Origin of the sequence: Burkholderia cenocepacia, assembly GCF_900446215.1 — a bacterium.
GTDB lineage: Bacteria > Pseudomonadota > Gammaproteobacteria > Burkholderiales > Burkholderiaceae > Burkholderia > Burkholderia cenocepacia.
Map to the genome: position 1 here is coordinate 319,840 of NZ_UAQZ01000013.1, position 19,117 is coordinate 338,956.

Annotated in this window: 15 protein-coding genes and 1 pseudogene; 11 read left to right on the top strand and 5 right to left on the bottom strand. The window is 67.6% G+C overall.

All coding sequences use genetic code 11. The annotated features are described in order from the left end of the window. Positions 1-36 precede the first annotated feature (36 nt). Positions 37-1,341 (top strand): annotated as a pseudogene (locus tag DTA15_RS23990) (DHA2 family efflux MFS transporter permease subunit); the annotation flags it as partial. A 30-nt stretch (positions 1,342-1,371) separates the two neighbouring features. Here DTA15_RS23990 and scpC read toward each other — a convergent pair. Further along, positions 1,372-2,886, bottom strand: coding sequence for a succinyl-CoA:acetate CoA-transferase ScpC (gene scpC / locus DTA15_RS23995; protein WP_006484688.1), 1,515 nt, complete (start codon positions 2,884-2,886; stop codon positions 1,372-1,374). A gap of 650 nt (positions 2,887-3,536) precedes the next feature. Here scpC and DTA15_RS24005 point away from each other — a divergent pair. From DTA15_RS24005 to DTA15_RS24045, 9 genes are all read left to right on the top strand, one after another. Then, a complete protein-coding gene (locus DTA15_RS24005; RefSeq protein ID WP_006484692.1) occupies positions 3,537-4,220 on the top strand; it encodes a CDP-alcohol phosphatidyltransferase family protein in 684 nt (227 codons plus the stop codon). After that, on the top strand, positions 4,217-5,026 hold the full coding sequence (locus DTA15_RS24010) for a HalD/BesD family halogenase (protein WP_012493269.1): 810 nt from the start codon (positions 4,217-4,219) through the stop codon (positions 5,024-5,026). The genes DTA15_RS24005 and DTA15_RS24010 overlap by 4 nt, the downstream gene beginning before the upstream one ends. Next, on the top strand, positions 5,023-6,024 hold the full coding sequence (locus tag DTA15_RS24015; protein WP_006484682.1) for an HpnL family protein: 1,002 nt from the start codon (positions 5,023-5,025) through the stop codon (positions 6,022-6,024). The genes DTA15_RS24010 and DTA15_RS24015 overlap by 4 nt, the downstream gene beginning before the upstream one ends. 35 nt (positions 6,025-6,059) lie before the next feature. After that, entirely contained in the window at positions 6,060-6,827 is a 768-nt protein-coding gene (locus DTA15_RS24020; RefSeq protein WP_006492690.1) for a phosphocholine cytidylyltransferase family protein, read from the top strand. Next, on the top strand, positions 6,824-8,512 hold the full coding sequence (gene aepX, locus DTA15_RS24025) for a phosphoenolpyruvate mutase (protein ID WP_006484687.1): 1,689 nt from the start codon (positions 6,824-6,826) through the stop codon (positions 8,510-8,512). Before DTA15_RS24020 ends, aepX begins: the two co-directional genes overlap by 4 nt. Beyond that, positions 8,509-9,690 (top strand): phosphonopyruvate decarboxylase, encoded by a 1,182-nt coding sequence (gene aepY, locus DTA15_RS24030; RefSeq protein WP_006484696.1) that lies wholly within the window; start codon positions 8,509-8,511, stop codon positions 9,688-9,690. The genes aepX and aepY overlap by 4 nt, the downstream gene beginning before the upstream one ends. After that, positions 9,690-10,754, top strand: coding sequence for a 2-aminoethylphosphonate aminotransferase (locus DTA15_RS24035; RefSeq protein WP_006484691.1), 1,065 nt, complete (start codon positions 9,690-9,692; stop codon positions 10,752-10,754). The genes aepY and DTA15_RS24035 overlap by 1 nt, the downstream gene beginning before the upstream one ends. Positions 10,755-11,016: 262 nt before the next feature. Continuing rightward, positions 11,017-11,457: a lysozyme inhibitor LprI family protein gene (locus DTA15_RS24040; protein WP_006484677.1), complete on the top strand. Its 441-nt coding sequence runs from the start codon at positions 11,017-11,019 to the stop codon at positions 11,455-11,457. A 170-nt stretch (positions 11,458-11,627) separates the two neighbouring features. Further along, entirely contained in the window at positions 11,628-12,446 is an 819-nt protein-coding gene (locus tag DTA15_RS24045) for a PA3715 family protein (RefSeq protein ID WP_006484684.1), read from the top strand. Between the two features lie 29 nt (positions 12,447-12,475). Here the strand turns inward: DTA15_RS24045 and DTA15_RS24050 are convergent, their stop codons facing one another. After that, the gene (locus DTA15_RS24050) at positions 12,476-13,627 is read right to left on the bottom strand and encodes an acyltransferase family protein (protein WP_006484700.1); all 1,152 of its coding nucleotides are present in this window, start codon (positions 13,625-13,627) and stop codon (positions 12,476-12,478) included. A gap of 320 nt (positions 13,628-13,947) precedes the next feature. On the opposite strand from DTA15_RS24050, the gene pip reads away from it, so the two are divergent. Then, a complete protein-coding gene (gene pip, locus DTA15_RS24055) occupies positions 13,948-14,880 on the top strand; it encodes a prolyl aminopeptidase (RefSeq protein WP_006484702.1) in 933 nt (310 codons plus the stop codon). A gap of 68 nt (positions 14,881-14,948) precedes the next feature. On the opposite strand, the gene DTA15_RS24060 is transcribed toward pip, so the two are convergent. The 3 genes from DTA15_RS24060 to DTA15_RS24070 all read right to left on the bottom strand — a co-directional run bounded on the left by DTA15_RS24060 (position 14,949) and on the right by DTA15_RS24070 (position 19,053). Beyond that, the gene (locus DTA15_RS24060; RefSeq protein ID WP_006492692.1) at positions 14,949-15,221 is read right to left on the bottom strand and encodes a hypothetical protein; all 273 of its coding nucleotides are present in this window, start codon (positions 15,219-15,221) and stop codon (positions 14,949-14,951) included. Positions 15,222-15,397: 176 nt separating this feature from the next. Further along, the gene (locus DTA15_RS24065; RefSeq protein ID WP_006484678.1) at positions 15,398-16,453 is read right to left on the bottom strand and encodes a transglutaminase family protein; all 1,056 of its coding nucleotides are present in this window, start codon (positions 16,451-16,453) and stop codon (positions 15,398-15,400) included. Then, on the bottom strand, positions 16,447-19,053 hold the full coding sequence (locus DTA15_RS24070) for a circularly permuted type 2 ATP-grasp protein (RefSeq protein ID WP_041494541.1): 2,607 nt from the start codon (positions 19,051-19,053) through the stop codon (positions 16,447-16,449). The genes DTA15_RS24065 and DTA15_RS24070 overlap by 7 nt, the downstream gene beginning before the upstream one ends. Between the last annotated feature and the right edge of the window lie 64 nt (positions 19,054-19,117).

Genomic DNA, 19,117 nt, shown 5'->3' on the forward strand with positions numbered 1-19,117 from the left:
GTCTGGCTACCACCAGACTTTACCGTACTGGTCAGTACTGAACATACAAGCGTGAAGCGGCTGCTGATCGTGTCGATCGCGGGCTTCACGGTGGCGTCGGCGCTGTGCGGGCTGTCGGAGACGCTCGTGCAGATCGTCGGCGCGCGGCTGCTGCAGGGCGTGTTCGGCGCGGCGCTGGTGCCGCTGTCGCAATCGATCCTGCTCGACATCAACCCGCGCGAGAAACAGGGCCAGGCGATGGCGATCTGGGGAATGGGCGTGATGGTCGGCCCGATCCTCGGCCCGACGCTCGGCGGCTGGCTCACCGACAGCTACAACTGGCGCTGGGTGTTCTTCATCAACGTGCCGATCGGCGCGTTCGCGCTCGCCGGCGTGATGACCTTCCTGCCGGCGCGCGCGCCGCGTCCGCACGTGAAATTCGACGCATTCGGCTTCGCGACGCTCGCGCTCGCGATCGGTGCGTTCCAGGCGATGCTCGACCGCGGCGAACAGCTCGACTGGTTCGGTTCGTACGAGATCCGCATCGAGGCGCTCGTCGCGGCGCTCGGCTTCGCGTTCTTCCTCGCGCATACGGCGACCGTCGGCAAGGCGTCGTTCTTCAAGTCGGAACTGCTGCGCGACCCGAATTTCGCGACGGGCACGCTGTTCATCTTCGTGGTCGGCGCGGTGCTGTACGCGACGCGCGCGCTGCTGCCGCCGATGCTGCAGAACCTGATGGGCTACCCGGTCGCGACGACGGGCCTCGTCACCGCGCCGAGCGGCGCCGGCACGATGATCGCGATGCTGTTCGTCGGCCGGCTGCTGAAATACGTGGATGCGCGGATGCTGCTGCTCGCGGGGCTGTCGATTTCCGCGCTCGCGCTGTGGCAGATGATGCAGTACACGGTCGTGCTGTCCGAAGCGGACATCGTGTGGCCCGGCGTGATCCAGGGCTTCGGCCTCGGGCTCGTGTTCGTGCCGCTGAGCGCGCTGTCGTTCTCGACGCTGCCGCCCGAGCTGCGCGCGGACGGCACGGCCACCTACAGCCTGATGCGCAACATCGGCAGCAGTATCGGCATCTCGATCGTGCAGACGCTGATGACGCGCAACACGCAGGTCGCGCATGCCGACCTCGCGACGCACATCACGCCGTTCAACCCGGCCGTGCAGGCGATCGCCGGCAGCCGCGTCGATCTCGCGCTGCTCGACCGCACGATCAACCAGCAGGCGACGATGATCGCGTACCTGAACGACTTCAAGCTGATGTTCGTCGCGACGCTGCTGATGATTCCGCTGTTGCTGCTGATCCGCCCGCCGCAGAAAACGGCGAGCGTCGACGTCGCGCACGCGGCGATGGACTGACGGGCGCGCATGCGCCCGTCCGCAGCCGCGTCAGGCCTTCATCGTCCCGGTGCGCACGTAGCGCTCGTGCCACGACAGCGCCTCGGCGAGCAGATGCGGCGTGTGCTTGCCGAAGCTGTCGCGCGACGCGCGCTCGAAGTAGTCCTCGAGCATCGGACGGTAGTCGGGGTGCGCGCAGGTCGCGATGATCTTGCGCGCGCGCTGCTTCGGCGACAGGCCGCGCAGGTCGGCCAGCCCCTGCTCGGTGACGACGACCGCGACGTCGTGCTCGGTATGGTCGACGTGGCTCGCCATCGGCACGATCCGCGAGATCGCCCCGCCCTTCGCGGTACTCGCCGACATGAAGCACGACAGGTAGCCGTTGCGCGCGAAGTCGCCCGAGCCGCCGATGCCGTTCTGGATCTTCGTGCCCATCACGTGCGTCGAGTTCACGTTGCCGTAGATGTCGGCTTCGATCATCCCGTTCATCGCGATGCAGCCGAGGCGGCGCACGAGCTCCGGATGGTTGCTGATCTCCTGCGGACGCAGCACGATCTTCTCGCGGAACGTCGCGATCTCGTCGGCGAAACGCTGCACGGCGGCCGGGCTCAGCGACAGCGCGGTGGCCGACGCGAAGCTCAGCGTGCCGTCGTCGAGCAGGTCGAGCATGCCGTCCTGGATCACCTCGGTGTAGGCCGTCAGGTTCGAGAAACCGGCCGAGCTGAGTTCCGCGAGCACCGCGTTCGTGATGTTGCCGACGCCCGACTGCAGCGGCAGCAGGTTTTCCGGCAGGCGGCCGCGCTTCACTTCGTGACGCAGGAAGTCGATCAGTTGCAGCGCGATCTGCTTGGACGTCGCATCCGGCGCGGTGAATGCATTGCTGCGATCGGGCGCGTCGGTCTCGACGATCGCGACGATCTTGTCGGCCGGGCAGCGCAGGTACGGCTCGCCGATCCGGTCGTCGCTCTTCGTCAGCGGAATCGGCTTGCGATGCGGCGGCAGCGCGGTGCCGTAATAAATGTCGTGCATCCCGTCGAGGCCGAGCGGCTGGCGCGCGTTCACTTCGAGGATCACGTGCTTCGCGCGCTCGAGCCAGGTCTTGTTGTTGCCGATCGACGCGGACGGGATCAGCAGGCCGTCCTCGCGGATGCCCGCGACTTCGACGATCGCGACGTCGAGATCGCCGTACAGCCCGAACCATGCATATTGCGCGACGTGGCTCAGGTGGACGTCCTGGTAATCGACTTCGCCGCCGTTGATCTTGTCGCGCAACGTCGGGTCGGACTGGTACGGCAGCCGCATCGAGATGCCGTCGGTGCGGGCGAGCGCGCCGTCGAGTTCCGGGGCGGTCGACGCGCCCGTCAGCACGTTGATCCGGAAGTTCTCGCCGCGCGCGTGCGCCGCATCGATGTGGGCGGCGAGCGCGGCCGGCACGGCCTTCGGATAGCCCGACCCGGTGAAGCCGCTCATGGCGACGGTCATGCCGGGACGGATCAGCGCGGCGGCTTCGTCGGCGGTGCGGACGAGCGAACGCAGGGCGGGAGCGAGGATGCGTGATGAAGACATGGCTGGTTTCTGACGCTTTGATCTGTTGACGTCGCGGGGGGTGTCTCCTGAGCGACATGAAGCCCTTGGGGCCGCCAGGGGCGGCCGGCACCACAGGCACGGTCGGAGTATCGCAGAGGCCATCGCCGCGAAATGTCCGCTGGATGCAAAAGATCCTTGCCGGATTTGCCGGGTATCGAACGACCGTTCTGTGACAGGCGATTCGCCCGCGCCGCATGCACGCGAAAGGTGCGCGAAAGCATCGACGCGAATCGCGGGCTCCCGATCACCGCGCCGCGCGCTTCAATCGACGGATTTCCGTCGACATTGACGACCTGTGGCTCGGTAATGGCCGATACCTGCCCGGCGCGGCCGATTGTCGCCCGATGCGGCTTTTCCGGGCCTGACCGAGATCAAGGTCGCATGCGTTGCGCGCCGCCCGCCGACCGACGCGAAAAACACCGCCTCGCCGGCCTGCGAGGCCCGTCCGGCCTTGACAGTCGCGCGATGCGGACCACACTGGAAGACGAGTCCGGCCACCCCGTCGGCCGCCCCGTTCGCACGTGCGTTTTTGAACCGGCCGATGCGCGCAAGACGCCGTAACACTCCCGCATGTCAGGACATTGATCGAATAAAAAGCAACAAATTACAATTCCGTATATATTTCGCCGATGGACCAAAGAAAAACCGCCACACGCCCCGAGCCACCGCTGCCACGCACCTGGGATGCGCGGCTCGCGCGCTCGCTCGTCCGACCGCTCGTCGATACGCCGGTCACCCCGAATCACCTCACCACCCTTCGTCTGCTGATCGGCCTCGCCGGCGCCTGGTGCCTCGCGCAAGGCGGCTTCGGCTGGAGCAATGCAGGCGCGTTCCTGATCGTGTTGTCGAACTTCGTCGACCACACCGATGGCGAGCTCGCGCGCATCAGCGGCAAATCCAGCAAGATCGGTCATTTTTACGACCTGGCGGCCGATGCGCTCGTCACGGTCGCGCTGTTCGTCAGCATGGGGGTCGGCATCGTCGCCCAGGGCGGCCAGATGGCCGCGTCGCCGGTGCTGCTCGGCGCGGTGGCCGGCGCGGCCGTCGCGCTGATTTTCTTCCTGCGCATGCGGATCGAATCGATCGCCGGCAAGGCCGGTACCAAGCAGGCGTTCGCCGGCGGCTTCGAGACCGAAGACGTGCTGTACCTGCTGCCGATCGTGACGCTCGTCGACGGCGTCGAGCCGTTCCTGCTCGCCGCATCGATCGGCGCCCCGCTGTTCGCCGCATGGGTCGTGATCGACTGGTGGCGCATCGTGCGCCGCGGCAGCACTGTTCCGCAGAACCCCTCTGAAATCCAGGCTTCCAAATGACTTCTAGCACGCGCGACGAATCCGTGCTGAGCCCGGCACGCCCCGCGCCCGTGCGCGCGGCCGCGGCCGATCCCGATCGCACCGTGGCCGACTGCATCGGCCAGCTCGACCTCGACCGCCTGCGCGGCGACTACACGCGCCAGGGCTCGTTCCTCTACCTCGACGCCTTCCTGCCGCCCGACGCGCACGCGAAGCTGGCGGACGCCGCCCGCGCGATGCAGGCCGGCCTGAACCGCAATTACCTGCCCGGCCACAAGCAGGGCGGCAGCGTGAGCCGCCATACGATCGACGAGCAGGCGCCGTACATCGCGGAACTGTATCGCTCGAAGGCGCTGATCGGCTTCCTCGAGAAAATCACGGGCGACAAGCTGATGCTGTCGCCGGACGACGATCCGCACGCGTACGCGCTGTATTACTACACGAAGCCCGGCGACCACATCGGCTGGCACTACGACACGTCGTACTACGACGGCCGGCGCTACACGCTGCTGATCGGCGTGATCGACGAATCGTCGTGCCGGCTCGACTACGAGCTGCATACGCGCAACCCGGACGTCGCCGACGAACCGGGCTCCGTGCAGATCGCCGACGGCGGCATCGTGCTGTTCGACGGCGACAAGCTGCGCCACCGCATCACGCCGCTCGGCCAGAACGAAATGCGCGTGTCGCTCACGTTCGAATATGTGACGAACCCGGGCATGCGGCCGTGGAAGCGCTTCATCTCGAACATGAAGGATGCGATCGCGTATTTCGGTTTCCGCCAGGTGTTCAAGCAACTGGCGACGCGACGCACGACCGGGTCATGACACGCGCCGGCCTCATCCTGCTGTCCCTCGGGACCGCACTCTTCATCGCACTCCTGGCCTGGCAGGGCGTCGGCGCGGTCGCGTCCACGTTCCTCGCGGCCGGCTGGGGCCTCGCGCTCGTCGCGGCGTTCCACGTCGTACCGCTCGTGATCGATGCGTTCGCGATCTCCGTGATGTTCCGCCGCGGGCAGCCGGGCGCCGAACTCGGCAACGCGCTGCGCGCGCGCTGGGTCGGCGAATCGGTGAACAGCCTGCTGCCCGCCGGGCAGATCGGCGGCCCCGTGCTGATGGTGCGCCACCTCGCGCAGCGCGGCACGCGGATGGCCGACGCGGCCGCCGCCGTGACCGTCGGCACGACGATGCAGGCGCTCGCGCAGATGGCGTTCGCGCTGATCGGGATCGCCGCGTTCAGCCTGTATGCGACGCACGAATCGGTCGCGCACTTGCGTACGCCCGCGCTGATCGCCACCGGCGTGCTCGGCGCGCTCGCGGTGATGTTCTATCTGGCGCAGCGGCGCGGGCTGTTCGGCCGCGGCCTGCGCCTCGCGTCGAAACTGCTCGGCCCGCGCGACTGGTCGTCGCTCGCCACGCGGGCCGACGCGATCGACGACGCGGTCGGCGCGCTGTACCGCGATCGCGCGAAAGTCGCGAAGACCTTCGCATTGAGTCTCGTCGGCTGGATCGTCGGCACCGCGGAAGTGTGGCTCGCGCTGCACTTCCTCGGGCATCCGGTGAGCTGGCTCGACGCGCTGCTGCTGGAAAGCGTCGGCCAGGCGATCCGCGGCGCGGCCTTCGCGATCCCGGGCTCGCTCGGTGCGCAGGAAGGCGGCTACCTGCTGCTCGCGCCGCTGGTCGGCTTGCCGCCCGACGCGGCGCTTGCGCTGTCGCTCGCGAAGCGCGCGCGCGAACTCGCGCTCGGCCTGCCCGGCCTGCTCTATCTGCATTTCAGTGAAAGAAACTGGCAGCGGCGCCGTGCGCCGCAGCCGCTCGCCGACTGATCGTTCAGATCGCCGGCTTTTTGGTTGGAGAACCCATGCGAGCCATCATTCTTGCGGCAGGCCTCGGCTTGCGCCTGCAACAACCGCCCGAAGCGCAGTTCCCGAAGTGCCTGCTGCGCTTCGACGACGTGTCGCTGCTCGAGCGCCATCTGCGCGTGCTCGACGCCGCGGGCGTCGACGAGATCGTGCTCGGGCTCGGCTTTCAGCACGAGAAGGTCGAGCAGGAACTGAAGCGTCTCGGCCGCCAGGCCGAAATCGTGATCAACGAACGCTACGACCTCGGCAGCGTGCTGACCGTGCATACCGTCGCCGACGCGATGACGCGCGGCGGCGACGTGCTGCTGATGGACGCGGACGTGCTGTACGACGAGAACATCCTGCACGCGCTGGTGGCCGATGCCGACCAGGCGGTCGACCGCCTGCTGATCGACCGCGACTTCGAGGCCGGCGACGAGCCCGTCAAGCTGTGCCTGAAGAACGGCGTGCCGGTCGAGCTGCGCAAGCAGCTCGCGGTCGATCTCGACTACGACACGATCGGCGAATCGGTCGGCTTCTTCCGCTTCACCGAAGGCACCGCGCGCCGCCTCGCGACGATCGTCGCGGGCTACGTCGACAGCGGCCGCGCGAACATGCCGCACGAGGAAGCCGTACGCGACCTGCTGCTCGAAGGCGGCCATTCGTTCGACGTCGCCGACGTCACCGGTTCGCCGTGGATCGAGATCGACTTCCCGAACGACGTCGCCCGCGCGACGCAAGACATCCTTCCCCTGATTCAACGCACCACCGCAGGAGCCGCACGATGAACGCACGCGAACCCAACTTCACCGAATCGCGCAGCGCGCGCCTGCGCCGCATGCTCGTCAGCAGCGACCTCGAATTCCTGATGGAAGCGCACAACGGCCTGTCCGCGCGGATCGTCCGCGAGGCCGGCTTCAAGGGGATCTGGGCGTCGGGCCTCGCGATCTCCGCGCAATTCGGCGTGCGCGACAACAACGAAGCGAGCTGGACCCAGGTCGTCGACGTGCTCGAGTTCATGGCCGACGCGAGCGACCTGCCGATCCTGCTCGACGGCGACACCGGCTACGGCAACTTCAACAACGTGCGCCGCCTCGTGAAGAAGCTCGAACAGCGCGGCATCGCCGGCGTCTGCATCGAGGACAAGCAGTTCCCGAAGACGAACAGCTTCATCGGCGGCGAGCGCCAGCCGCTCGCGGAAATCGACGAATTCTGCGGCAAGATCAAGGCCGGCAAGGATTCGCAGACCGATCCCGACTTCTCGATCGTCGCGCGTGTCGAAGCGCTGATCGCCGGCTGGGGGATGGACGAGGCGCTGCGCCGCGCGAACGCGTACGCGGAAGCCGGCGCCGATGCGATCCTGATCCACAGCAAGCTGTCGCGCCCCGACGAGATCCTGCAGTTCGCGCGCGAATGGAGCGGCAAGGCGCCGCTCGTGATCGTGCCGACCAAGTACTACAGCACGCCGACCGACGTGTTCCGCCAGGCCGGCATCAGCACCGTGATCTGGGCGAACCACCTGATCCGCGCGTCGGCCTCCGCAATGCAGGCGACCGCGCGCGAGATCCACGAGAGCGAAACGCTGATCAACGTCGAAGACCGCGTCGCATCGGTCAACGAGATCTTCCGCCTGCAGGACGCCGACGAATACTCGGCGGCCGAGCGCATCTACCTGTCGTCGTCCTCGCGCGCGTCGAACGCGGCGATCGTGCTCGCCGCGAGCCGCGGCAAGGGCCTGGAGGCCGTGACCGAAGACAAGCCGAAGGTCATGCTGCCGGTCGCCGGCAAGCCGCTCTTGCGCTGGCTCGTCGACGGCTTCAAGACGCATGGCGTGAACGACATCACCGTGGTCGGCGGCTATCGCGCCGACGCGATCGACACGTCGGGCATCAAGCTCGTCGTCAACGAGCGCCATGCGCAGACGGGCGAGCTCGCGTCGCTCGCGTGCGCGGCCGAACGCCTGACCGGCGACACCGTGATCTCGTACGGCGACCTGCTGTTCCGCAGCTACATCGTGCGCGACCTCGCGGAAAGCGAAGCCGAATTCAGCGTCGTGGTCGATTCGTCGCTCACCGAGTCGACGAACCAGAGCGTGCGCGACTTCGCCCTCTGCTCGGCGGCCGACGATCGCGGCCTGTTCGGCCAGAAGACCTACCTGCAACGCGTATCGAGCGACGTCGCCGCGGGCACCCCGCACGGCCGCTGGATCGGCCTGCTGAACGTGCGCGGCGCCGGCGTCGACCGGCTGAAGGCGATGCTCGCGACGCTGCAGGCGCGCCCTGATTTCGACACGCTCGACATCCCGTCGCTGCTCAACGAGCTGGTCGCCGCGGGCGAGAAGATCGAGGTGCAGTACGTGCACGGCCACTGGCGCGGCGTCAACGATCTGGAAGACTTCCGCCGCGCGGGCGACTTCGCGCACGGCCAGACGCCGCTGTCCGAGCCGGGCGCCGGCAACGGGGGCGCGCAATGATCGAAGCGGCCCAGTTCGTCGAGGCCGCGCGCGAACGCGGCTTCGACTGGTACGCGGGCGTACCCTGCTCGTACCTGACGCCGTTCATCAATTACGTGTTGCAGGACCCGACGCTGCACTACGTATCGGCCGCCAACGAAGGCGACGCGGTCGCGCTGATCGCGGGCGCAACGCTCGGCGGCAAGCGCGGAATCGCGATGATGCAGAACTCCGGGCTCGGCAACGCGGTGAGCCCGCTCACGTCGCTGACCTGGACGTTCCGCCTGCCGCAACTGCTGATCGTCACGTGGCGCGGCCAGCCGGGCGTGGCCGACGAGCCGCAGCACGCGCTGATGGGCCCGATCACGCCCGCGATGCTCGACACGATGGAGATCCCGTGGGAGACGTTCCCGACCGACCCCGAACAGGTCGGCCCGGCACTCGACCGCGCGATCGCGCACATGGACGCGACGGGCCGCCCGTACGCGCTCGTGATGCAGAAAGGCAGCGTCGCGCCGTATGAACTGAAGGCGAACCCGGCCGCGAAGCCGCGTGCGCACGTCGCCGCGCAATCGGCGTCGCGCGCCGCATCGACCGACGCATGGCCGACCCGTCACGACGCGCTGCAGCGCGTGATCGCGCATACGCCGGTCGATTCGACCGTCGTGCTCGCGTCGACCGGTTTCTGCGGTCGCGAGCTCTATGCGCTCGACGATCGCCCGAACCAGCTGTACATGGTCGGCTCGATGGGCTGCGTGACGCCGCTCGCGCTCGGCCTCGCGCTCGCGCGCCCCGACCTGCGCGTGGTGGCCGTCGACGGCGACGGCGCCGCGCTGATGCGGATGGGCGTGTTCGCGACGCTCGGCACCTACGGCCCGGCCAACCTCACGCACGTGCTGCTCGACAACGGCGCGCACGAATCGACGGGCGGCCAGGCGACGGTGTCGCAACATGTGTCGTTCGCCGGCGTCGCGGCCGCCTGCGGCTACGCGTCGGCGGTCGAAGGCGATACGCTCGACGTGCTCGATGCGACGCTCGCCGCAACGAGTGACGGTGCGCAATTCGTCCGCGTGGCGATCCGCACTGGCGTGCCCGACGGCCTGCCCCGCCCGACCGTCACGCCGGTCGAGGTCAAGACCCGTCTGATGCGGCACATCGGCGCCGCGCAGACCGAAGCCCACGTTGAAGGAGCCCATTGATGCTGCTGCTGAACCCCGGCCCGGTCACGCTCACCGAACGCGTGCGCCGCAGCCTGCTGCAACCCGATCTGTGCCATCGTGAAAGCGAATTCTTCGACCTGCAGGATGAAGCGCGCACGCGCCTCGTCGCCGCGTACGAACTCGATCCGGCCGAATGGGCGGCCGTACTGATGACGGGCTCGGGCACGGCCGCCGTCGAGAGCATGATCGCGGCGCTCGTGCCGCAGGACGGCAAGCTGCTCGTGATCGAGAACGGCGTGTACGGCGAGCGAATCACGCAGATCGCGACGCAGTACGGCATCGCGCATGACGTGTTGAAGCATGAGTGGATGCAGGCGCCCGATCTCGCGCGGATCGGGGCGAAGCTCGATGCGGGCGGGTATTCGCACGTCGCGGTGATCCATCATGAAACGACGACGGGCCGGCTGAACGATCTCGGCGCGATTGCAGAAGTGTGCCGTGCGCGCGGCGTGAAGATGCTCGTGGACGGCGTCAGCAGCTTCGGCGCGGAAGCGATCGACTTCGCCGGCGGCGTCATCGATGCGGTTGCCGCGACCGCGAACAAATGCCTGCACGGCGTGCCGGGTGCGGCGTTCGTGATCGTGCGCCGCAGTGCGCTCACGAAGGCCGCAAGCCGGACTTACTACCTCGATCTCGGTCGGCTCGCGAAGCTGCAGGATCAGCGGAATACGCCGTTTACGCCTTCCGTGCATGCGTATTACGCGCTCGTCGAGGCGTTGCGCGAGTTTGACGAGGCTGGCGGCTGGCGTGCCCGGCATGCGCATTACAAGGCGCTTGCCGATCAGGCGCAGGCAGGGCTTGCTGCGCGCGGGATGCCGCTGGTGCTGCCGGAAGGTGCGTCGTCGGTCGTGCTGCGTGCGTATCGGTTGCCGCAGGGTGTCACGTACGAGACGCTGCACGACGGGTTGAAGGCGCGTGGCTTCGTGATTTATGCCGGGCAAGGCGGGCTCTCGAAGGAGCTGTTCCGGATCTCGACGATGGGCGCGATTCAGGCGGCCGATGTCGAGCGGTTGCTGGAAGGGTTTACGGCGCTGACGCGGTGAGCGTTGTCCGCACCTTCGTCTATGAAAAGGCCCGCAAGGGCCTTTTTTATTGTTATTTGCAAATTTGGGGAAACATGGGACACGTTGTCGGCATTCGCGCATTTCAGTCACTCGACATGGCCGCGTCATTCCCAGACAATCGGTTTTTCCAAATCTGATCGCGCCTCTTTAAAGCAAGTCGACGATACGCGCTTCAGACGACGCTGTCGAACGCGATCGACGCCGGGAATCCATCGATCGCCATATCAAGGAGAAAACAAAAATGGGAGCAAAAATTCCTGTCCACGTATCGGGTTCCCGCTTCCGTCGCGCAATGCTCGGCGTCTCCATGGTGCTGACATTTTCTGGAGTCGCCGCTGCACAAGCGCAGAGTTGCGCACCTGACAGCGTGGCGCCGGAGTGTTTGCTGCAGCGTAGTCAGGATGAGTTGCAGCAAGCCGACGACGAATTGAACCGCACTTACCGAAAGGTTTTGAAATCGCTGTCTCGGCCACGTGACGAGTACGTCAACTATCCGGCACTCAAGGCGAAATTCATCGAGGCTCAGCGGCAATGGCTCCGTTTTATCGACAACGAGTGTTCTGCTTGGTATCTGATAAACGAGGCAGGCGCGGATCGTAATCTTGATCTACTGACTTGCGAAATCGAAAGAACGCGTGATCGTACGCGTCAATTAAACACGTGGCTTAAGCAGGTTAGCTAGGATGAGCTCGGTGCTGGATAAAAGCAGCATGATAAGGACATAGAGAACGTTGACGCTCAGCGAGTCAAATAACGGCTTGCGAACGTTCGCTAACGGGATTGCTGAAGGTCTCCGCACGGTCAGAGGCGACGCCCACGAACACCCATGAAGAAACATTTCCGAGGACAACAATGAGCATCCTGCGCTTCGCCCCGCTGCTGGCACTCGCCGCCGCCCCCATCGTTCACGCCGCCGACAGCCAGCCTTGCAGCGACGAAACCGTGACAGCCATCGCCCGCTGGGCCGGCATCGCGAGCGCCCGCATCGCCACGCGCGACGCGGACCGGCTCGTCGTCGCGTCGTCGTGCAAGGTCATGCCGAACGCACCGGAAACGACGATCGCGGCCGTCGCGTTCGATTCGCTGCCGAAGAGCAAGAACCCGGACGAAAGCAAAAAGCTGCAGGTCGTCGCGCTCGTCGAAGGCGGCAAGGTCGTGGCGGCCGATCGATCGGTGGTCGAAGAGGACGTGGTGACGGAGATCGACGAGAACAGCTACCGCATCGATACGGCGCCCTATCGGTTATCGCCCGACGTGCGTGCGTTCGGCGTCGTGTTTACCAGCAGCGCGCGTGGGCCGAGTTGCCCGGATGCCAACGCAAGCGAAGAGTTGACGCTCTGGGTGCATGAAGGCGGCCGTATCCGCCCCGTGTTCGGCACGAATCTGTACGGCTGGGTCAGCGTCGAAGGCGACGCCTGCGGGCCGGGTGCGGGCGATGCGCGCAGCGAAGCGGCCCGCATGACGATCGCCGTCGAGAAAACGTCGAGCCACGGCTTCGCCGACCTGTCGATCACGGCACACATCACGAAGACGCAGCGCAAGAACGGTGATTACTCGGATACGGGCAAGCGCACGGCGCGCACGATCGTCCACTACGACGGCAAGTCCTATGGAATCGACATGTTCCGGAACTTCTGGTATTCGCCGACCGCGATGAAACGCTTCAAGTAATGGCGCGGGCGCGACGCCGCCCCGCCCGCCTACTCCACCACCTTCGGCCCGATCGCCTCGGTCGGCGCCGGCATCCGCAACGCGTCGTCCCGCACGCGTCGCCCCTCGCGCGCCGTACAGCGATCCTTCAGCCTCAGGAACGGCTTTTCGACGAGGAAATAGCTGGCGGTCGCGGCAATCAGCGCCCATACGATGCCCAGCGGAAACCCATGCGGCACCGGCAGATCCGGATTCGCAAAAGGCTGCTGCCACAGATAAAGACTGAACGAGATCGTGCCGACGAACACCACCGGCCTGGCGCGCAGCCAGCGCGCGCACCAGAACCCGCTGCGGAAATTCAGCACGACGATCACGATCGCGATCAGCGCGGCTTCGATCGTCACGCCGTACGTCGCATTCCAGAAGCCGCCGAGCCGGTGTTCGGCGAGCGGCATGCCGAGCAGCACGACGAACACGAGCGCCGTCACGATGCGCGCCTCGCCGCGCCACGAACCGATCCACGCTTCGAGCCGTTCGCGGTTGAGCGACGCATAGCAGCCGATCAGGATCGGGTCGACACCCGTGTGCAGCATCATCCCGAGTTGCCCGCGCAGCGCGGGCGCGACGAAATACGTAATGGCACGCACGAGCGGCACGATGAGGATCAACGTGGCCAGCCAGCGCGTGCCGGTGCGGCGCATGCCGAACGCGAACAGCAGCGGCCAGAACCAGTAGAACTGCTCCTCGAGCGCGAGCGACCAGAAATGGCCGAGGTACCACGCGCCGTCCGGATGCAGCGCGTTGTCGCCGGTCAGCCCGAACCACGCCGAGTAATTCCACAGGTGCAGCGCCGCATAGAGCCACTGCCGGCGATCGACGTCGAACCCGCCGACGAACGCCACGATCGCGACGGCCGCGAGATACACGTAGCAGGCCGGCCAGATGCGCAACGCACGGCGCACGTAGAACGACGTCAGTGCGATGCCACCCGTACGCGCGAATTCGGCGCGCAGCACGTTGGTGATCAGGAAGCCGCTCAGCACGAAGAAGATCAGCACACCGAGCCGGCCGTCGGCGATCAGCCGCAACGGCGCATACCAGCCCGTATAGCCGCCGGGCAGCACATGCTCGGCATGACCGACGACGACCATCGCGATCGCGACGGCGCGCAACCCGGTCAACTGCGTGACGCGATGGTTCATCGGCTGGTTTCCGTTGGCACGGTGGAAGAGCGGGAATGGGCCGGCGCCCGCTTGGCACGCCGACCTGCCGCCGGGATTTTGTATGAAAAATATCGGAATGAAATTGCTTCAAAAATCCGCGCGGCAAACATCGCCGGCGACACGCGCCACAGCGGGCCAACGTCCGGCGCGGCGAATGGGCATAATGACAAGCCTTGTCCGGCGGCGGCCGGTCCGATGCCCACGCAACGAATTTTGCGGCGCAGCAATCCAGGCCGTACCGTCCGCACGCGGGTCCGCGCCTCGTCCGCCTCGTGTCCACCCTCACCCGGAGCCTGCCTGTGTACCCACCGATCGAACCCTACGCCCACGGCCACCTCGACACCGGCGACGGCCACCGCATCTACTGGGAGCGCTGCGGCAACCCGGCCGGCAAGCCCGCCGTGTTCCTGCACGGCGGCCCCGGCGCCGGCTGCGGACCCGACCATCGCCGCCTGTTCGATCCCGAGCGCTACGACATCCTGCTGTTCGACCAGCGCGGCTGCGGGCGCTCGACGCCGCATGCGAGCCTCGAGAACAACACGACGTGGGACCTGGTCGCCGATATCGAACGCCTGCGCGAGATGGTCGGCGCCGAGCAATGGCTGGTGTTCGGTGGCTCGTGGGGCAGCGCGCTGGCGATCGCGTACGCGGAAACCCACCCGGAACGCGTGAGCGCGCTGATCGTGCGCGGCATCTTCACGATGCGTCGCGCGGAACTGCTGTGGTACTACCAGGAAGGCGCGTCGTGGCTGTTCCCCGATCACTGGGAAGACTTCCTCGCACCGATTCCGGAAGCCGAGCGCGGCGACCTGATGGCCGCCTACCATCGCCGGCTGACTGGCGACGACGAAGCCGCGAAGCTCGAAGCCGCGCGCGCGTGGAGCATCTGGGAAGGCCGCACGATCACGCTGCTGCCCGATCCCGCGCTCGCCGCGCACTTCGCGGACGGCCACTACGCACTCGCGTTCGCGCGGATCGAAAATCACTACTTCGTGAACAAGGGCTTCGTCGAGGAAGGCCAGCTGCTGCGCGACGCGCATCGGCTCGCCGGCATTCCGGGCGTGATCGTGCAGGGCCGCTACGACATCGCGACACCCGCACGCACGGCGTGGGAGTTGTCGAAAGCCTGGCCGGACGCGACGTTCGAGATCGTGCCGGGCGCCGGGCATGCGTACAACGAGCCGGGGATTCTGGAGGCGCTGGTCGCGGCGACGGATCGGTTCGCCGCCTGAGCATCATAACAACGCGACACGACGCGGCGCGTGCTGCCATGCCTACCGGCATGCCCACGCGCCGCCGATCACAGCGCCGCTTCGACGATCGTCCGGCCGCTGATCGCCCGCTCGACGAGCTGTTCGTCACCGACCTTGCGGATCGCATCGTCGAGCAACCCTTCCGGCTCCTCGGTCGCCACCTTCAGCAGGCCCGACAGCCCGCGTGCGTCGAGCACCACGAGCGTCTCCATCGAATCCGCGCGGCTCACGAGCACGCGGCGGAATGCCGGGCCCGCGCCGAAGCTCGCACAAAGCGCGATCGTCTCGTTGCCGAGCGTGTAGTCGAAGTGCTTGATCATGGTCTGCCGCCGTTGCATGGAAATGGCGACGCGCGACGGCGCGGCGCCGTGACGTCGACGCACCCGCGCGTGCCGCCGGCGCGTCGGACCGGAGTCCGAATCGCTGCCGGCATCACCATGCTAGGCGTGCAGAATTAACGAAGACTTAAAGCGGCTGAGCCCGCCTGGCGGCACCCTCAAGCCGCATCGAGCGGCTCAACCGTCACCCCGACCTTCAGCTCCTGATCCGCCCCGCCGCCGCGGATCACACCGCGCAGCGGCGTCACGTCCGCGTAGTCGCGCCCGATCGACAGCATCACGTAGTCGTCGCCCGGCGCACGATCGTTGGTCGGATCGAGCTGTAGCCAGCCGCCATCCTCGGGCCACGCCGGATCGTACACGTCGACCCACGCATGCGACGCGTCCGCACCGATCAGCCGCGGCTGGCCCGGCGGCGGCTGCGTGAGCAGGTAGCCGCTGACGTAGCGCGCGGCCAGCCCGAGCGAACGCAGCGCACCGATCATCACGTGCGCGAAATCCTGGCACACGCCCTTGCGCAACCGCAGCGCGTCGAGCGCCGACGTCGTGATGTCGGTGCTGTTCGGCGTGTACGCGAAATCGGCATGCACGCGCCGCATCAGGTCCCATGCCGCCTGCACGAGCGGCCGTTGCGGCGTGAAGCTCGCGGCCGCGTACGCGGCAAGCTCGGCGTCGCACGCGACGTGCGGCGACGCGAACACGAACTCGCTCGCCGGGTCGTAAGGCTGCCCCGCGCGGAACCGCAAGCGCTCGCGCACGGCCTCCCATGCGGTGGCATGCGCGGCGTCCGGGTTCGCGATCGCAGGCGGCGGCTCGCCGCGCGCGCCGAGCGACCACACGGGCGGCGTCACGCGCACGGTACTGCGGCTGCGCACCAGCAGCGTGTCGTGCGGCAGGTTCAGCGCGAACGACGCGCGCGCATTGCCGAACGCGTCGAGTTCGGTGCCGACCGATTCCGGTGCGGGCTCGATGTCGAGCGAGAACGACAGCACCTGCTGGCGCGGCGTCGCCAGCGGTTGCAGGCGTGCCTGGTGCTGCGCGGATTCGACGCGCGCCGCGTAACGGTATTCGGTGTCGTGCGTGACGCGCAGCAACCGGCCCGGCGCGACGGCGGCCCGTGCGTCGCTTGCGGCCGCCGTCGGTGCGGCTGCCTGCCGTGCGTTACCGGAGCCGGAACCGGACGGCGTTTTCGGCACGCCTTTCGTCGTCACCATAGCGTCCTGCCCGCTTCGCGCACGTGGCTGAAATAGCGCTCGCCAATCCGGTTCGACAGTTCCCACACCGCCTTCGCCGTCGTGTCGAGCGCCGCGAGCAGTTTGTCGTGCCGGCCGCCTTCGGTGGTCTCGCACAGCTCGTGCAGCGACCATGCAGGCACATCCGGAATCGTCTCGGCCAGCTCCGACAGCGCATAGCCTTCGCTGCGCTCGACCTTCGTCAGCCGGCCACGCAGCGCCTGCACGACCCAGCCGAGCGAGCGCGGGTTGTCGGTATCGAGCACGACGAGCGACAACAGCGGCGCGACGTCGAAGCCGCGCTGGAACCGCGAACGAAACGTGATCGTGCTGTCGAACAGTTCCAGCACGAGTTCGAAACCGTCCTGCCGGTGCACGGCCCCTTCGTCGAACGCGAACTTCAGCACGCTGCACAGGAAATCGAGCCGGTCGATCTGCCGGCCGATCGACAGCAAGCGCCAGCCGTCGTCGCGCGTCATGTTGTCGGTCTGCGCACCGGTGATCGCGCCGAGCAGCAGGCCGAGGCGTTCCAGCAGCTGCAGCGCGTCGTTGCCGATCTGCTCCTCCGCTTCCGGTTGTCCTGCGCTATCCGCGAACAGTTGCGTCGCGTCGTCGATCAACCGCCATTGATCGCTCGACAGCCGTTCGCGGATCGCGGCAGCCGCGCCGCGCATGCCGAACAGGCACGACGCGATCCCCGACGTGCGATCGGCGCCGCGCGTCAGCGATGTCGCCAGCGCGTGCTGGAACGCGCGCGGCGCATCGACGGCGTGCGGCGCGTCGGCCGCGATCAGCCCGGTGTCGCGGCACAGCGTGTCGATCAGTTCGAGGTGCGCGGGGCTGTCGACGTCGTCTTCGCCGCGCAGCCGTTCGAGCGCGGCACGCGCCAGGCGCATCAGGTTGGTCGCGCGCTCGGTATAACGGCCGAGCCAGAACAGGTTTTCCGCCGCGCGACTCGCGATCGCACGCGGCCGCTCGACGAGATCGTCGGGGCCGAGGTGCGTCTGCAACAGCGTCGTCGAATCGACGATGCCCTCGGTCATCACCCACGTATCGACGGTGCTGCCGCCACGCGGCATCGGCGCGTTGAACAGCGTGTCGCGCGTGCCGACCCGTGACAGTCCGCCCGGCAGGAGCCGCCAGCGCTGCGCGCCGTCGGCGAGCGCGAACACGCGCAGCAAGAGCGGTTTCGGCACGATCCGCGCGCTGCCGTTGCCGTCGGGTGCGTCGGGCCGCGGCCAGGTCGGCGCCTGCGACAGCGGCAGATCGGCCTGCACCGTGTAGTGTTCGGGCCGCGCGAGAATCCGCGCGCGCCATTCCGCCAGTTGCGCCGGCGTGAGCCGCGCGCCGATCACCGGCTCGAATGCACCGCCTGCCTGCACGTCGGGTGGATAGGATGCCTTGACGATGCCACGCGCGAGTTGCGGCAGCGCGTCGTCGCACGCGGCCGCCTCGCCGCACCACCACGAATGCACGGCTGGCAGCGTCAGCGTTTCGCCGAGCAGGCCTTCCGCGAGACGCGGCATGAAACCGAGCATCGCCGGCGATTCAAGGAAGCCCGAGCCCGGCGCGTTCGCGAGCAGCACGTTGCCCGCGCGCACGGCCTGCAGCAGCCCCGGCACGCCGAGCATCGAATCGGGCCGCAGTTCGAGCGGATCGAGCCACGCGTCGTCGACGCGCCGCAGGATGCCGTGCACCGGTTCGAGCCCGCTCAGCGTCTTCAGGAAGACGTGATTGTCGCGCGCGGTCAGGTCGCCGCCTTCGACGAGCGTGAGGCCGAGATAGCGCGCGAGATAGGCATGCTCGAAATAGGTCGCGCTGTGCGGTCCCGGGGTCAGCAGCACGATCCGCGAGTTCTTCGCGGCGGGGCTGAGCGACTGCATGCTCTGCAACAGCGCACGGTAGGCGGACGCCAGCCGCTGCACGCGCAGCCCGCGAAACCCGCGCGGAAAGAGCCGCGACACGATCAGCCGGTTTTCGAGCAGGTATCCGAGCCCGGCCGCGCCCTGCGTGTGCTGCGCAACGATCCGCCACTGCCCGTCCGGGCCGCGCGCGAGATCGAACGCGACGACGTGCAGCCACGTATCGCCCGGCACGCGTGCGCCGCGCATCGCGCGCAGGTAGCCGGGATGACCAGTGACGAGCGCGGGCGGCAGCAGCCCGCGCTGCAGGATCGTCTGCGGCCCGTACAAATCGGCCAGCGTCGCGTTGAGCAGCCGCACGCGCTGCAGCACGCCGCGCTCGATCACGACCCAGTCTTCGGGCGTGACGATCAGCGGCAGCAGGTCGAGCGACCACGGCCCGGCCGCGCCGTCGCCGGCACGTTGCTCGTGCAACTGGTAGAACAGGCCGTTCTCGCGCATGCGCCGGTGCAGCGCGTCGGCGCGGCGGTCGAGGTCGGCCACGCCGTCGCTGCCGATCGACGTGAAGAAGCTGCGCCACGCGGGCGCCAGCGCGGGCGCGTTCAGGCCGGCCGCGCTGCCGCGCAGTTCGTCGTAGCGGCCGGCGGCGGCCGGCGCCGCGAGCGCGGCGGCCAGTTCGGCGGCGTCCGGCTGCGCGCCGGTATCGAAAAGCGTGGGCATCGCGTCGAGGGCGGCGAGATGATCGAGGTCAATGGGCGGCACGATGTCGTTCCGTCGTCAGGAT